This is a genomic window from Streptomyces sp. NPDC058240 (assembly GCF_042882135.1).
GTDB lineage: Bacteria > Actinomycetota > Actinomycetes > Streptomycetales > Streptomycetaceae > Streptomyces.
Map to the genome: position 1 here is coordinate 35,352 of NZ_JBHVWT010000042.1, position 14,810 is coordinate 50,161.

Below are 14,810 nucleotides of genomic sequence, written 5' to 3' on the forward strand. Positions count from 1 at the left end.
CCGGGTGAGTGCCGCCGCCGACGCCGTCACCGACGCCCTGCGGGAACTGCACACACGGTTCACCGGGCTGCGGGACGGCCGACCCGCCGACTACATCCCGCAGTTGGCCCTGACCGACCCGGATGCTTTCGGGCTGGCGCTGATCAGCATGGACGGCCACCGATACAGCGCGGGTGACGCCGAGGCCCCGTTCACCATGCAGTCCGTGTCGAAACCGTTCGTCTACGCCCTCGCCCTGTCCGTCCTCGGGCTCGACGAGGTGGGCCGCTGGGTCAATGCCGAGCCCAGCGGCGAGGCGTACAACGCCATCAGTCTGGAACCGGACACCGGGCGACCCGACAACGCCATGGTCAACGCGGGGGCCATCATCACCACCGCGCTGATCCCGGACACCCCCGACGTCCCGAGGTTCGACCGCATCCTCGCCTGCCTGAGCCGGTTCGCCGGCCGGCGGCTGGACGTGGACGAGCGGGTGTACGCCTCCGAGGCCGCCACCGGCGACCGCAACCGTGCCCTCGCCTATCTGCTCCGGAGCACCGGCCCGCTGCCCGTCGACCCGGTCGCGGCGGTCGAGACGTACTTCAGGCAGTGCGCGGTGCGGGTCACCGCACTGGACCTGGCCGCGATGGCCGCCACCCTCGCGCACGGCGGCGTGAACCCGCTCACCGGTGACGCGGTGGTCCCGGGGCCGGTGGCCGCGCAGGTGCTGGCGGTGATGGCGACCTGCGGCATGTACGACGCCTCGGGCGACTGGCTGCTGCGCGTCGGGCTGCCCGCGAAGAGCGGTGTGTCCGGCGGGCTGATCGCCGCCGGCCCCGCGCGGTTCGGCCTGGCGACCTACAGCCCGCGGCTGGACCCGACCGGCACCTCGGTGCGCGGGCGCGCCGCTCTCGGTGCCCTGTCGGAGCGGCTCGGGCTGCATCTGATGCACAATCCGGCGCTGGCCGGCACCACCGTCACACTCGTCGCCACCGCCGACGAGCTGCCCGCCGCCGGGGCCGCTCCGCAGGACCGTGTCCCGCGCGAACGGGTCGCCGTCGTGGCCGCCCAGGGCGCCATCGACTTCACCGCGGCCGAGCGGGTGCTGTATGCGCTGGACGAGTCGCGCCCCCGGGCGACGGAACCGGTCGTCCTGGACCTGGGACAGGTGACCGGCGTCGACGGGGTGGCTCGGGCGATGCTGCGCGGCGGGCTCGGCCGGATCGCGGCGGACGGGGTGCGTACCGCCGTTGCCGACCCGGCGCACCGGCTCGCCCTGCCCGGCCCCGGACGGCAGGACGGACCGACGGCCCTGCGGTGCTTCGCCACCCGCGCGGAGGCCGTGACCTGGTGCACGGGCGGCGGGCCCGACAGCCTCTGAGCGCCGCCGCCCGCGCCGTCACGTCGACGGGCGGGCCGGCGACGTGACGGGGACGGCAACGGGTCCGGCGGATGTCCGCCGGTCGTCCGGGGCGCTCGGGTCTACCAGATGGACTCGACCCACTCGGGGTGATCGATGAACGGGTTCCGGTTGTGCTGGTACTGGTCGAATATGACGTCGTTGCGCCGCTTCTCGAAGGTGTCCGGCGGGTCCTCCTGGCTCCACGCCTTCAGTACCGACAGGCGGCCGATGTTCGGGGCGGAGCCGTTGGACACCTTGTCGTTGGGTTCCAGATCGGGGAACGAGTCGTCGCCCTCGTAGCGCACCGCCATGTAGAGGAGCATGCGGGCCACATCGCCCTTGACCGCGTCGCGCGGCTCGAAGGAGTCGCTGTCGGTGTAGTTGCCCGGTGCGCCGCTGACCGCGCTGCCGCCGTTGTCGAAGTCCTTGTTGCCGCGGATCGAGTTGACGGTGACATCCTCCGGGCGCAGGTGGTGGATGTCGGTGCCGGGGCCGGTGGCGGTGCCGAAGTCGCCGTGGGACTTGGCCCAGACGTGCTCGCGGTTCCAGTCCCCGACCGCACCGCCGTTGGAGTTCTTGGACTGGGAACGTCCGGTGTAGAGGAGGATCACGTTCGAGCTGTTGGCGGGGTCCTCGTCGGTGTCCTTGAGGGCGTCCCAGACCTGGCTGTAGGAGAGCTTGGTCTGGTTGCTGATGATCTCGTGCAGGGCGCTCTTCAGCTGGGTCCCGGTCTTGCCGAGCGCGTCCTGGTAGTACGTGTCGTCGAGTACCCGCAGCGGTGTCGCAGTGGTGTGCGTGGCCTCGGGCGTGGCGGCCGGTGCGGCGGCGGCGGTGCCGCCGAGCACCGCGAAGGCGGCAAGGGTCGCCAGCAGCGGGCGCCGGTAACGAAGGTGACGACGGGACATGTGGGGTGTCCTCTCCGGAAATGCGTGCGCCACGACACCGTCACAAGGTGGGGGGCGGCGCCGCGGCGATCGTGTGGTACGTGGTAGCCGGGAGCCTTCCACACGCACCGTGACCATGGTGTGAACAGCGCGTACCTATCATGTGCAGGTCAAGTGATGGCTCGACTGCGACGCCGGGAGCGGATCGCGGGGCCTCGGATGCGGCGGACCTGGCGCGGGGCGAGAATGACCGAAAGGACGAGGAGGCGGCATGAGCGACGAGCCCGAATCCGTATTCGCATCTCGGGGAGTGACTCCCGACAGCCTCTTGCACACCGGCGGCAGCGACAATCCGTCGGCAGAGGACCTGGTGCTCGCCTCCGGGCGGGACCTGACTCCGAAGAATCTTCAGTGGGCGGAGCGCAGGCTCGCCCGGGAGGGCCGGTCGGCGATCGACAAGGCGCTGCCGTAGCGGGACACGGCGGCCCGGTGGCCGGCGCGCGGGGAGTGTATGGGCGCTCCCCGCGGCTCGGCTAGCCTGGGTGCACAATGAACCGTTTGACGACGTCAGGGGCCGGGTTCGAGCTCGCCCGCTACCCCGAGGACCCGCGCGACCCGTTCCGCGCCTGGGACGCTGCCGATGAGTATCTGCTGCGGCGACTGGAAGGGGCCGACGGGACGGATCCGGTCGATCTGTCGGGCGCCGTGGTCGTGGTGGGCGACCGCTGGGGCGCGCTGAGCACCGTACTCGCCGGGCACCGGCCCGTACAGATCACCGACTCCTACCTGGCGCAGCGCGCGACCCTGGCGAATCTGGACCGCAACGGCGTGGCCGCGGACGCGGTACGCCTGCTGTCGGCCAGGGACACGCCGCCGGACCGCATCGACGTCCTGCTGGTGCGTGTCCCGAAGAGCCTCGCGCTCCTGGAGGACCAGCTGCACCGGCTCGCGCCGGCCGTCCACCCGGGCACCGTTGTGATCGGCACCGGGATGGTCAAGGAGATCCACACCTCCACCCTCAAGCTCTTCGAGCGGATCATCGGTCCGACCCGCACCTCCCTGGCCGTCAAGAAGGCCCGGCTCATCTTCAGCACTCCGGGCCCGGGAACGGCCCGTACGCCCAGCCCCTGGCCGTACCGCTACGACCTGCCCGAGGGGCTCGGCCCGGTCTCCGGCCGGACCGTCACCAACCACGCCGGGATCTTCTGCGCCGAGCGCCTCGACATCGGCACCCGGTTCTTCCTCGGCCATCTCCCCGCGCGCAGCGGCCCCGACCGGGTCGTCGACCTCGGCTGCGGGAACGGCGTCGTCGGGCTGGCCGCGGCGCTCGCCAACCCCGAGTCGGCGGTCACCTTCATCGACGAGTCGTACCAGGCGGTCGCCTCCGCGGAGGAGACCTTCCGGGCCAACACCGGCCCGGACGCCAAGGCCGAGTTCCTGGTCGGCGACGGGCCGGCGGAACTGCCGCCCGCCAGTGTGGACCTGGTCCTCAACAACCCGCCGTTCCACTCCCACCAGGCCACCACCGACGCGACGGCCCGCACCATGTTCCACGGGGCCCGCACCGCACTGCGGCCCGGCGGCGAACTGTGGGTCGTCGGCAACCGGCACCTCGGCTACCACACCCGGCTCCGTCGCATCTTCGGCAACTGCGTCACGGTCGCCGGTGACCCGAAGTTCGTCGTGCTGCGAGCCGTCAAGCGCTGACCCCCGCCGCCAGGCACCGACCCCGCCGGAACCTTCCCGGCCCTTCCGGATTCTTGCAACACGTTCTACTGTGTGCGCCGCCGCACACGGACGACGCGACCGCGAGACTCCCGGAGGGGCCGTGCACCTCGAATACACGCCTGAACAGCAGCAGTTGCGCGCCGAGCTGCGCAGCTACTTCGCCGGGCTGGTCCCCGACGACGCATATGCGCGCTACGCCGCCCCGGCGGCCCAGAAGACCTTCTACCGGGAGACGATCCGCCGCCTCGGCACCGACGGCTGGCTCGGCGTCGGCTGGCCGACGGAGTACGGCGGACGCGGACTGTCCCCGATGGAACAGTTCATCTTCTTCGACGAGGCCGCACAGGCGGGCGTCCCGCTGCCGCTGATGGCCCTCAACACCGTCGGCCCGACGATCATGCGGTACGGCACCGACGAGCAGAAGGCGTACTTCCTGCCGAAGATCCTCGCGGGCGAGATCGACTTCGCGATCGGATACAGCGAACCCGACGCGGGCACCGACCTCGCAGCCCTCAAGACCCGGGCCGTGCGCGAGGGCGACGAGGCCACCGGCCACTACACGGTCGACGGGCAGAAGATCTGGACGACCAACGGCGACACCGCGGACTGGGTCTGGCTCGCCGTCCGCACCGACCCGGACGCGGCGCCGCACAAGGGCATCACCATGCTGCTCGTCCCGACCACGGACCCCGGCTACTCCTGCACCCTGATCAACACCCTCGCCTCGCACGACACCACCGCCAGCTACTACGAGAACATCCGCGTCCCCGTCTCCCGCCGCGTCGGCGACGAGAACAAGGGCTGGCGGCTCATCACCAACCAGCTCAACCACGAACGCGTCACCCTCGCCGCCCACGGCACCATGGCGATCCGAGCCCTCCACAACGTCCAGCGCTGGGCGTCTGACACCCGGCTCGCCGACGGCCGCCGCGTGATCGATCTCGGCTGGGTCCGCGCCCTGCTGGCCCGCACCCACACCAGGCTCGACGCCATGAAGCTCCTCAACTGGCAGATGGTCTCCGCGGTCCAGAACGGAACCCTCACCCCGCAGGACGCCTCCGCCGTCAAGGTCTACGGCTCCGAGGCACGCCGCGACGCCTACGTCTGGCTGATGGAGGTCGTCGGCTCGGCGGGACCGCTCAAGGAAGGCTCGGCGGGCGCCGTGCTCCACGGCGAACTGGAACGCGGGTACCGCTCCGCCGTCATCTTCACCTTCGGCGGCGGCAACAACGAGATCCAGCGGGAGATCATCTCCTGGATCGGCCTGGGGATGCCGCGCGTACGGCGGTGAGGACGGGCGGCCTTCCCCGGCGGACGACACCCGGTCCCGGAACTGGCCGTCGTGCTCCGCGAGCCCGTCATGGGCCGTTGCCGCCCGGTCCTCGGCCGCGTCGGCCCCCGGCACAGCGCGGCAGGGGCCGGGAACGACGCCCGAGACGCTCGTCCGGGCCGGTCGCCGTCCACCGGATGCTTCTCGGCGCGGGGCCACTGCCGTGAAGGTGTGGCCCGCCACGCTGCGTGCGGGCCACGACGGAGGCACCGTGGGCGGCAAGGGCGACAAGGGGATCCGGCCACTGCGGAGAGGCGCACCGTCGGCTGGGCACGCTGCCGGGCGATCACCAGGGCCGAACGGCCCGTTCCCCGGTCCGCTCAGGCCTCGGGAGCGTCGGCCCGGGGACCGTACAGCTGCAGCAGCCGTGTCCGTGTTCCGTACAGGCGCTCCGCGACCGTCTCGGCGACGAACCTGTACACCGCCCGGCCCAGTGCCGCATCGGCCTCGCACAGCGAGCGGACGGCAGCGGCATCGAATTCCACTGCCTGCCCCGCCTGGATCACACGCGCACCCAGGTGCCACACGTGCGGGGGGAAGAGCCAGGACCAGCCCAGCAGATCATCCCGTCCCAGCGTCTCGACGACCGCCGCACGGCGGCCGGGCACATGGAGGTCGACCTCGACCTGCCCCGAGCGGATGACCCAGAAGCGGTCGGCCCTTCTGCCTTCCTCGAAGAGCCGTGCGCCGAGGACCAGCGGCACCTCGCAGGCCGCCTCGTCGAGCAGGCGGGCCCGGCTCCCGGGCGGGATCACGTCGAGCAGACTTCTGGCCGTTGACATGGAACCTCCGTTCCCGGCGGGCGGTGTGTACCCGCACGCCCGCTCTGAACGATAGGCGTGCTTCCGGAGGGGCGCTCGGCCGTGCCGGGTGGCGCGGAGCGTCATGCCCACGCGTCCTTCATGGGAATCCGGTCCAGCCAGCGGGCCCGCCGCTGTTCCGCTGCTCCACGTCCACTTCATCGCGTGCCGCCCGGGACGGATGGCGCTTGGGCCCACTGGCCTGGTTCCGCGACCCGCTCAGCCCATGCCGCGGGCCGCACGGCGCACACAGACGGTGGCGTCCGCTCCTGCCCGCAGGCATGGGGTTGGCTGGCGCCACGGTACCGATCCGGACCACGCTTGGATGACGACAACAGCGCATCAGGTGCCGGGGGGAGACGGAGCGGGACGAGGTGGAGGCCGAGCCGCCCGCGCAGTTACGAAGACGCCGGCGGATCGGCACTCGTGACTTCGAGGAGAGACCATGGACAGCACTCGATCAAGCGTGACCGTGACGGGACCGGTCGTGGTCGGCACCGATGGTTCCGACCATGCGGCGCGGGCCGTGCGGTGGGCCGCGGGCGAGGCTGCTGCTCGCAGTCGGCCACTGCGGATCGTGTACGCCACCGGGACGAGCCACGGAGGTCTGTACCTCTCCAGGGCGGACATCCAGCAGATCGACGGCTTCGCGGAAGGCGTGCTGGAAGAGGCTGCCGCGCTCGTACGTCGACTTGCTCCCGCCGTCCCCGTGACGACGGCCGTGTGCGAGAGCGAGACGACAGCATGCCTGCTCGGTGAAGCCGGTTCCGATGCCACGATCGTCGTGGGCTCCCGTGGACGCGGCGGATTCGCCTTCCTGCTGGTCGGTTCGGACTCGCTCCGGGTGGCCGCGCGCTCCCAGGTCCCGGTCGTCGTCGTGCCTGGCGGTGAGGACCGTGAACCGGCAGGTGTCGTGTTGGCCGCGGTCCGGGACGAGCGTGACGAGGAAACGCTGCGCGTCGCCGCCTCTCTGGCCGCCCGGGAAGGTGTCTCGCTCCGGGTGCTCAGCACATGGGTCCTCCTCGAGAACGTCGGCAGCATGGCGACGATGTTCGACGGTGTGGACCGGCTCGCCGCGGATCAGGCGACCGCGACGGCCCGGCTCGTCGCGCCCGTGCGCAAGGACTTCCCGGACCTCACGGTGACCGAACACGTCGTTCGTGCCGGGTCCGTCCCCGAGGTGCTGGTGGCAGCGACCGCCGACGCCGACATGATCGTCATCGGATCACGTCGGCGTTCCCACTCCGTCGGCTCGCCGCTCGGCCGTGTGACGCATGCTGTCCTGCACCACGCGCACTGCCCGGTCGTCCTCGTTCCCCATCCTTGACCGCTTGATCAAAGGGAGCACGTGATCAGAGGCGCCCGTCGAGCGCCGCTGCCGCGGACGCGCTCAGCGGGTGTCCGGGACCACGGCGACGGGGCCGGACGCGTAGTGCAGCACCGCGTGACCCACCGGACCGAGGCGGTGGACCGTGGGTGGTGTCCGTCGTGGACCACATAGGTCGTGTGGGGTGCGCAGCCGCCGTACGCCGACTCCGTGAGCAGCACCTCGGCACCCGGGAACCGCTCCGGAGGCAGCAGCAGCGGAGGGCCGGGGCGGCCGAGGCCGCCGTTCTCGGCGAGGCCGGGCGGTGTGGGCGCTGGTCGGGATCGGTCCCCGGAAGCCGTGCCGGACCAGCCTGGAGCCCGAGGGGGATACGGCCAATCGCTATCAGGCGTCCAAGCAGGCCGACGCACTCATGCCCGGCCACCTCTTCCGCCCCGCCGGGCTGAGGTCCCTCTTCGACCGTCTCGGATACCGGCTCGACGACGAGAGGCGGCACGGGACGGTCGGCTCTGCTACCTGGCTCGCACCAGTCACGGTTCGCCCCTCAGCAGCCTGGTGCACGGCCGGGCTGACCCTTCCGGGCCCTGACCTCGGTCCTCTCCGGGGGCAGCAGCTCGCGGGGTCGGTGACGACCACATCGGCGCCATGGCGGCGCAGTCCTGCCGAGCCGGCTTGTCCCGCCTGCGTTTGCCGGGCCCGTCGGCCGGCGCCAGGCTGGGAACATGGTCGGGAAACCGGCTTCGAACGTGCTGACCGGGTGGGCTGTTCAGAGTCCTGGTCCGATGGCGGACGGCCCACTGGTGCCCGTGTGGCGTGCCGTGCCCTCGCCGGGGCCCGGTGAGCTGTTGCTGAGCGTGGAGGCGTGCGGCGTCTGCCGCACGGACCTGCACCTTGCCGAAGGAGACCTGCGCCCGCACCGGGCGTCGACCGTTCCCGGCCATGAGATCGTCGGCCGGGTGGCCGCCGTCGGCGCGTCCGTCACGGGGTTCCGGGTCGGTGACCGGGCCGGTGGGGCGTGGCTGCGCAGCACCTGCGGCCACTGCCGCTACTGCCGGGCCGGTCGCGAGAACCTCTGCCCGGCCTCCCTCTACACCGGCTGGGACGCGGACGGCGGTTTCGCCGATGTCACCCTCGTTCCGGCGGACTACGCCTACCGGCTCCCGGACGACCAGGACGCCGCGCTGCTGGCGCCGTTGCTGTGTGCCGGGATCATCGGCTACCGGGCTCTGCGCCGCAGCGCCCTGCCGCCCGGCGGCCGGCTCGGGATCTACGGCTTCGGGGCCTCGGCCCATCTGGCGGCGCAGGTCGCCCTGGCCGAAGGAGCGACCGTGCACGTGCTGACCCGTTCGGCACGCGCCCGCGAACTCGCCCTAGACCTGGGCGCCTCCTCGGTGAGCGGCGCCTACGACCGACCGCCCGAACCACTGGATTCCGCGATCCTGTTCGCACCGGTAGGTGATCTGGTGCCCGTGGCACTGGAGGCACTGGACCGTTCGGGAACGCTCGCCGTCGCGGGCATCCACCTCACCGACATCCCCGTGCTCAACTACCGGCGCCATCTCTTCGAGGAACGGAACCTGCGCAGCGTCACTTCCAACACCCGGCAGGACGGACGCGACTTCCTGGACACCGCCGCGCGGATCGGCATACGGGTCACCGTCAGCCCGTATCCGCTGAGCCGTGCCGACCGGGCGCTGAGGGACCTGGCCGCCGACCGGGTCAGCGGCGCCGCCGTCCTCGTGCCCGGCTGACCCGCCGCGACGTGCTCAGCGGCGGGGCTGGATCCGCGTACGGCAACTGTGTACGGCATCCGCGTACGGCGGAGTGCAGCGGACGGCTCGGTCGCGGTCGAGCTGCCGTCCGGGCCGGTCCCGGGCCGGTCCGCATGCTCCGGGCGGCCTGGGAAGCCGCCCTCCGGGTTGCCTCAGCCAAGCTCCATGCGTACGTCCACGACGCCTTCGACCGCACGAATGGCCCGAGCCAGCAGTGGCACCAGAGCACGGTCCCGGACAGGCCCTCGAACGGTGACGACACCGTCCAGCACAGTGAACTCCACCTGGTCCGGGGGAGACATTTCGGCGACGACAGCGGATTGGATCTCCTCGCCGATCTCCTCGTCCGGGCGCAGGAACACCTTCAACAGGTCGCTGCGGCTCACCACGCCCTCCAGCATGCCGAGATCGTTCACGACGGGCAGTCGCTTCACTCGCCTGCGCACCATGATGCGGGCGGCCTCGGCAAGGGTGGCGTCGGCGTGAACGGTGACGGCCGGACTCGACATCAGCTCCTCGGCCAGCACGGCGTCGGCTTTGGACGCCTCCTCCAACTGGCCGGGCAGCTTCGGGTCGTCCTGCCGGAACTCCTCCTTCGGCAGCAGGTCCGCCTCGGAGACGACCCCGACGACGCGGCCCTCGCCCTCAAGGACCGGCACGGCGCTGACCCTCCACCGATGCATCAGCTCGACGATCTCCTTGTACGAGGCCTCGCGACCGATGGCCACGGCCGTGTGGGTCATGACGTCATCGACGGTGTACGGGGACGCGGCCATGGGTGCTCCTCGGGCATGACTCCTGGGTGGTGGCACGACGGCGCACTCACATGAACCCACCGCTGCCATGAGGGGCGTAGAGATCGAGCAGACGGATCCGGGTGGCCTGCAACCGGTGGGCGAGGACCTCCCCGACCCAATGGCCGATGGCCGAACCGAAGGCGGGATCCGCGTCCATCATCGTGCGCACCGTCTCCGCGTCGAACTCATGGGTACGGACCGGCGTCATCGCCTCTGCCCCGAGGTGCCAGATGTAGGGCTTGAACAGCCAGGCCCAGCCGACCAGTTCGCCGGAACCCAGGCTCTCGATCGCCGCCGGGACACTGCCCGGCACGCGGATGTCCAGGGTGACGGTGCCCGAGCGCAGGATCCAGAAGCGGTCCGCGTGATCCCCTTCCTGGAAGAGACGGGTTCCCTGGGCGAAATTGACCTCCTGTCCGATCCCCATCAGACGGGCACGGTACTCGGCGGGCAGAGCTGCCGTGATGCGAGTCGGAGAAGCGTTCATCGGCGGCCTCCTCTGTGGTCTCCGGTTCAGCATCGCCGGGCAGTCGGTACGCGGACATGGGCCGTCCGGCCCCTGCCGCGGGGCCGTCCGGCCCTGGGAGGGCAGGCTCTGCGATCCCGGAGCACTTGGCGGCCCTGTCGGCCGAGTCACCCCTTGCGCCCGATCGCGGGAGGGACCGGGCCGCCCGGTCCCTCCACTATGGCCCGACGCGCCTCGTGGGCCAACCGGACGCGGGGCGGCGACGAGCACATCCGACGCCCGTCCCGCTGTTGCCGAGGAGCACGTCGTGCGTGCGGTCCGGCCGGACCACGACGAGGCGAACGTTCCGTGTCCGGCCGGACCGGCCCGGTGGCCGTCGTACCTCTCGCGGCCCGATCGTGCGAGCCCCGCCTCGCCTCACTTCCCGAGACGTGAGGCGTGGTCGGGCACGTACGTCTGAAGGCTTCTCGGCGGCCGTTGGTACCCGGTGGCCGGAGGTCGCGGGGGCAGTTCGATCACCGGCGGAGCGACTGTCTCGTACGGCACGGTCGACAGGAGATGGGCGATCATGTTCAGCCGGGCCCGGCGCTTGTCGTCGCTCTCGACGACGTACCACGGAGCCTCCGAGATATCGGTATGGATGAACATGTCGTCCTTCGCCCGCGAATAGGCCTCCCAGCGGGTGATCGACTCCAGGTCCATCGGCGAGAGCTTCCACCGGCGAGTGGGATCCCGCAGCCGGCGCCGGAACCGTTCCTGCTGCACCGCGTCACTGACCGAGAACCAGTACTTGCGCAGCAGAATGCCGTCCTCCACCAGCATGCGCTCGAAGATCGGACACTGGCGAAGGAACCGCTGGTGCTCCTCCATGGTGCAGAAATCCATGACGCGCTCGACGCCGGCGCGGTTGTACCAGCTCCGGTCGAACAGAACCACTTCCCCCGCCGCCGGAAGGTGCTCGACATAGCGCTGGAAGTACCACTGGCCGCGCTCGCGCTCGGTGGGCCGCGGCAGCGCGACGATACGTGCCACTCGGGGATTGAGGTGCTCGGTGACGCGCTTGATGGTGCTGCCCTTGCCCGCCGCGTCACGTCCCTCGAACACCACGACGAGCCGGGCGCCTTCGGCGCGTACCCACTCCTGAAGCTTCACCAGCTCGGTCTGGAGCCGGTACAGCTCCCGCTCGTACAGCGAGCGCGGCAGTTTTCCGGGCGTGCCCGAGCTCTTCTCGTCCGACATGGGACGACGTTACGGAGGGGACCACCCCCGAAGTCAAGTGTCAGCGCCGAGCGGGCTGCCGGGACCACTGTGCGGTCAGGACCGGATCGTGGCCTGGGAAGACCACCGGACCGGCGGCGGTCCGCTGCCGGTCGGTCACCGATCAGGCCGGACCGATGCGCCGCCCGGTGAGGCGCGTGGGCCGGATCGACACCCACGTCGTGCGGTCGCCCCCCGCCCAGGGCGTGGTGTGGGCGCCCTCGGCAAGCCGCCGCAGTGTGTCGGGCTCCGTGACGATCCGGGCCGGGCCCACGGCAAGCACGCTCCAGCCCTGGCTCATGGCCTCGTCCACGTGGTCGACCTCGAAAGCGACATCGGTTCCCCCGGCTCTCACGGGCGCCGATTCGGGCGTGGTCCGGAAAGCGATCGTGTCATCGATGACCTCGTAGTTCACCGGATAGACCGCCGGGCCGTCGGGTTCCGACACCGCGATGCGTCCTACGCCGTGCGTGGAGAGCCGGGCGCGGCATTCGTCGGGGGCCAGGTCCTCCAGCCGGGGATGCAGGGGCGCCCGGCCCCGGCCGGGTGGCAGATCGATGCCGCCTCCGCGCAGGGCCTCCACGGTGGTGCCGAGCACGTCGGCCAGGCTGATGAGACTCGCCGGACTCGGGTCGGCGGGCCGTTGTTCGAGGTAGGCCAGGTAGTCCGGCGCCATGCGGGCGCGGCGGGCCGTTTCTGCGCGGCTGAGCCCCTGTCGCTCGCGTTCCATGGCCAAGCGCCGGCCGATGTCGCCGGGGTTGAGTGCCCCGTCGGGCCGGGCCCCGGCGGACTCGGCACCGTCCCCGGCCGCCATGGCCGGCGGGAGTGGTCTGTCCTTGAGGTGACGGACATGGGCGTCGGGCCCGGGGAACACGAGCGTCACCTGGCCGGTGTCCGACCAGTGCACGTCGTAGGGAGGGGTTCCGTCCTCATGGTGCAGGCCGACGATCTCGCCGTCGCGCCTGCCGGCGCCGGTGGTCTGGCTTTCGACAACAAGCTGATCGCCGAGGTGAGCTCGCATGATCGCCGCCGTTTCCTCATCGTGTTGCTGTACCCAACGTGCCACGCGTGACGTGCCGTCGCACGGGATGGGAAGCGGTGATTCCGCGGGGCCGAGCGGGCCGGCACCGGGCCCGTCGGCCCACCGGCGAGCCGGGGCGGCCCACCTGCGCCGCTCGCGGCCGACCGGTCCCGATCCGCTCGGCCCGTCGCCCACCGCACCGACGACGTCCGGACTTCCCGCACCACCGGCCCATGAGGCATTGGGGCAGGGCCGTGCGGGAATCCCCGGCCCCACGGGTTCTGTCGCACCGGGGTCGGCATGCGGCATCAGGAGATTTGCGGTACTCCTCGAAGGAGAAGAAGCCGTGATCGGCTCGCCGGCGCGGATGCTCGCACCATCGACGGCCGCTCATCCCGTCCGGCCGGTCACGGCCGAGGGCACAGGGACGACAGCAGGCGGGGCAGGCGGCCCCGCTCGCCGTCATTCCGGCCTTCACGAGGCCGTACGGGACTCACGAGACGGAGACAGACGCCATGGAGCCAGTCGTCACCGTGGGCCTCGACGGCTCACCCGAGAGCCTTGCCGCCGCTCGTTGGGCCGCCGACGAAGCCGAGCGGCGCAAGCTCACGCTGCGCCTCCTGCACGCGTGGCCGCTGCTGGTGCCGGAGCCGGCCCACGTCCCGTCGGAGATGGATCAGAACTACTGGGCGAGGCGGATCGTGCACAAGGCGCGGGCGGAGCTCCAGAAGCGCCACCCCGGCCTTCCCGTCGTCGGCAGCCTGGTCGCCGACGACGCCCAGCACGCGCTGCTTCGAGCGGCGGCGGAGTCCGAGATGACCGTGCTCGGTTCGCGTGGACTCGTGCCCGTCGAGAGCTACTTCCTCGGAGACATCAGCATGCCCGTCGTGGCGCGGGCCGACGGGCCGGTGGTCCTGGTACGCGCCGGGACGACCGGACGGGGGCCGCACCCCGCACCCGCACCGGCTGAGGAAGGCGGTGTCGTGGTGGCACTGAAACTGCACGGCCCCTGCGACCACCTCCTCGAATTCGCCTTCACCACCGCTGCGGCGCGAGGCGTGCCTCTTCGGGCCGTCCACGGCCAGAGCCTGCCGGTGGCCGCGTACACGCCCTGGGGTGTGGATCACGACGTGGCGGAAGAAATCGCTCAGGACGCGCGGAAGCAACTCGATCAGATCCTCCGCCCCTGGCGGGACAAATTCCCGCACGTGGAGGTGGACGACGGCATCGTTCTCGAAAGCCCCGCCAAGGCTGTCGTGGGCGCCGCCCAGGGCGCCGGGCTGCTGGTTGTCGGCCGGCGCAAGCACCATGCCGCCCCGGCATCACACCTGGGATCCGTCGCCCAGGCCGCCATCCATCACGCCCGCTGCCCCGTCGCCGTCGTCCCCCACCCCTGATCCGGGCGACCGCACGGAGCCGGTCCGGAAAGCCGGCGCCGCCGGTCCGGCCGCCCGGGGGCGGCGCAACCCGACGGCAGGGGACTGCGCCACCAGTGCGTCCACGACGTCGAGGAGCGAACCGCGGCGCGCGTGGACGGCGCGCTGCCGGTCGGCACCCGTGCCGGTGGCCGTCAGCCGGCGGAGCAGCGCGACGGCGGTCTCCCGGTCGCCGGTCTCCTCCAGAGCGGGGCCGATGTGGCGCAGCAGGGACAGGACCTGGCCGTCGGCCGGTGACAGTTGCCCCGTTCGCGGATCCATGGTCTCGCCGCGCAGCCCGTCGCGCGCCAGCACGCCGCCCGCAGCAGTTCGGCGGACGGTTCGGGGCCGGGGTCACCCCGCTCGACGGCCCACAGGGCGGTGATGGTCAGCGCCCGCACCAGCACGGCCGGCAGGGCGCTCTCCTCGGCCATCACGGGGATGTCGGCGGCCCGCACCTCGATGGTCGGACAGCGGGACGAGAGCCGGACGTCCCAGAAGAGCGTGCGACGGTCCGGCAGGGTTTTGGAGTCGGTCAGGACTCTGCTGCCCAATTCACTGCGGGGGTGAGGGCGGGTCCGCGATGATCGTTCGCGAGGTCGCTTTTCCGTCGTGCGGCCGTGGAGGCGGTA

14 protein-coding genes and 1 pseudogene are annotated in these 14,810 nt (G+C 71.5%); 8 read left to right on the forward strand and 7 right to left on the reverse strand.

Annotated elements, in window-relative coordinates:
• Nucleotides 1–4 precede the first annotated feature (4 nt).
• Complete coding sequence (gene glsA / locus ACFVX4_RS34620) at nt 5–1,360, forward strand: glutaminase A (protein ID WP_389985288.1); 1,356 nt, start codon at nt 5–7, stop codon at nt 1,358–1,360.
• Between the two features lie 101 nt (nt 1,361–1,461).
• Here glsA and ACFVX4_RS34625 read toward each other — a convergent pair whose 3' ends face one another.
• Nucleotides 1,462–2,286 carry an endonuclease I family protein gene (locus ACFVX4_RS34625; protein WP_389985291.1) on the reverse strand — a complete coding sequence of 275 codons (825 nt, stop codon included), beginning with the start codon at nt 2,284–2,286 and terminating at the stop codon, nt 1,462–1,464.
• A 250-nt stretch (nt 2,287–2,536) separates the two neighbouring features.
• Between ACFVX4_RS34625 and ACFVX4_RS34630 the strand changes: the two genes are divergently transcribed.
• The 3 genes from ACFVX4_RS34630 to ACFVX4_RS34640 all read left to right on the forward strand — a co-directional run bounded on the left by ACFVX4_RS34630 (nt 2,537) and on the right by ACFVX4_RS34640 (nt 5,284).
• Nucleotides 2,537–2,737, forward strand: coding sequence for a hypothetical protein (locus tag ACFVX4_RS34630; protein WP_266423914.1), 201 nt, complete (start codon nt 2,537–2,539; stop codon nt 2,735–2,737).
• A gap of 77 nt (nt 2,738–2,814) precedes the next feature.
• The gene (locus ACFVX4_RS34635) at nt 2,815–3,972 is read left to right on the forward strand and encodes a methyltransferase (protein WP_389985294.1); all 1,158 of its coding nucleotides are present in this window, start codon (nt 2,815–2,817) and stop codon (nt 3,970–3,972) included.
• Nucleotides 3,973–4,093: 121 nt separating this feature from the next.
• Nucleotides 4,094–5,284, forward strand: coding sequence for an acyl-CoA dehydrogenase family protein (locus tag ACFVX4_RS34640; protein WP_389985297.1), 1,191 nt, complete (start codon nt 4,094–4,096; stop codon nt 5,282–5,284).
• A gap of 359 nt (nt 5,285–5,643) precedes the next feature.
• Here the strand turns inward: ACFVX4_RS34640 and ACFVX4_RS34645 are convergent, their stop codons facing one another.
• Nucleotides 5,644–6,105 carry a cyclic nucleotide-binding domain-containing protein gene (locus ACFVX4_RS34645; protein ID WP_389985300.1) on the reverse strand — a complete coding sequence of 154 codons (462 nt, stop codon included), beginning with the start codon at nt 6,103–6,105 and terminating at the stop codon, nt 5,644–5,646.
• A gap of 463 nt (nt 6,106–6,568) precedes the next feature.
• Between ACFVX4_RS34645 and ACFVX4_RS34650 the strand changes: the two genes are divergently transcribed.
• The 3 genes and pseudogenes from ACFVX4_RS34650 (at nt 6,569) to ACFVX4_RS34660 (ending at nt 9,201) form a co-directional block, all read left to right on the forward strand.
• Nucleotides 6,569–7,450: a universal stress protein gene (locus ACFVX4_RS34650; RefSeq protein ID WP_389985303.1), complete on the forward strand. Its 882-nt coding sequence runs from the start codon at nt 6,569–6,571 to the stop codon at nt 7,448–7,450.
• Between the two features lie 352 nt (nt 7,451–7,802).
• Nucleotides 7,803–8,014, forward strand: a pseudogene (locus ACFVX4_RS34655) (hypothetical protein); the annotation flags it as partial.
• A 158-nt stretch (nt 8,015–8,172) separates the two neighbouring features.
• The gene (locus ACFVX4_RS34660) at nt 8,173–9,201 is read left to right on the forward strand and encodes a zinc-binding alcohol dehydrogenase family protein (RefSeq protein WP_389985306.1); all 1,029 of its coding nucleotides are present in this window, start codon (nt 8,173–8,175) and stop codon (nt 9,199–9,201) included.
• 173 nt (nt 9,202–9,374) lie between these two features.
• On the opposite strand, the gene ACFVX4_RS34665 is transcribed toward ACFVX4_RS34660, so the two are convergent.
• From ACFVX4_RS34665 to ACFVX4_RS34680, 4 genes are all read right to left on the reverse strand, one after another.
• The gene (locus ACFVX4_RS34665) at nt 9,375–9,998 is read right to left on the reverse strand and encodes a CBS domain-containing protein (protein ID WP_389985309.1); all 624 of its coding nucleotides are present in this window, start codon (nt 9,996–9,998) and stop codon (nt 9,375–9,377) included.
• A 46-nt stretch (nt 9,999–10,044) separates the two neighbouring features.
• Entirely contained in the window at nt 10,045–10,506 is a 462-nt protein-coding gene (locus ACFVX4_RS34670; protein WP_389985312.1) for a cyclic nucleotide-binding domain-containing protein, read from the reverse strand.
• A 396-nt stretch (nt 10,507–10,902) separates the two neighbouring features.
• Entirely contained in the window at nt 10,903–11,724 is an 822-nt protein-coding gene (gene ppk2, locus ACFVX4_RS34675) for a polyphosphate kinase 2 (protein WP_266424005.1), read from the reverse strand.
• Nucleotides 11,725–11,866: 142 nt separating this feature from the next.
• Nucleotides 11,867–12,763, reverse strand: a complete 897-nt coding sequence (locus ACFVX4_RS34680) for a pyridoxamine 5'-phosphate oxidase family protein (RefSeq protein WP_389985315.1) — start codon at nt 12,761–12,763, stop codon at nt 11,867–11,869.
• Between the two features lie 515 nt (nt 12,764–13,278).
• On the opposite strand from ACFVX4_RS34680, the gene ACFVX4_RS34685 reads away from it, so the two are divergent.
• Entirely contained in the window at nt 13,279–14,160 is an 882-nt protein-coding gene (locus ACFVX4_RS34685) for a universal stress protein (RefSeq protein ID WP_389985318.1), read from the forward strand.
• Here the strand turns inward: ACFVX4_RS34685 and ACFVX4_RS34690 are convergent.
• Nucleotides 14,086–14,493, reverse strand: a complete 408-nt coding sequence (locus ACFVX4_RS34690) for a hypothetical protein (RefSeq protein WP_389985321.1) — start codon at nt 14,491–14,493, stop codon at nt 14,086–14,088. The two genes, ACFVX4_RS34685 and ACFVX4_RS34690, sit on opposite strands and share 75 nt — an antisense overlap.
• Between the last annotated feature and the right edge of the window lie 317 nt (nt 14,494–14,810).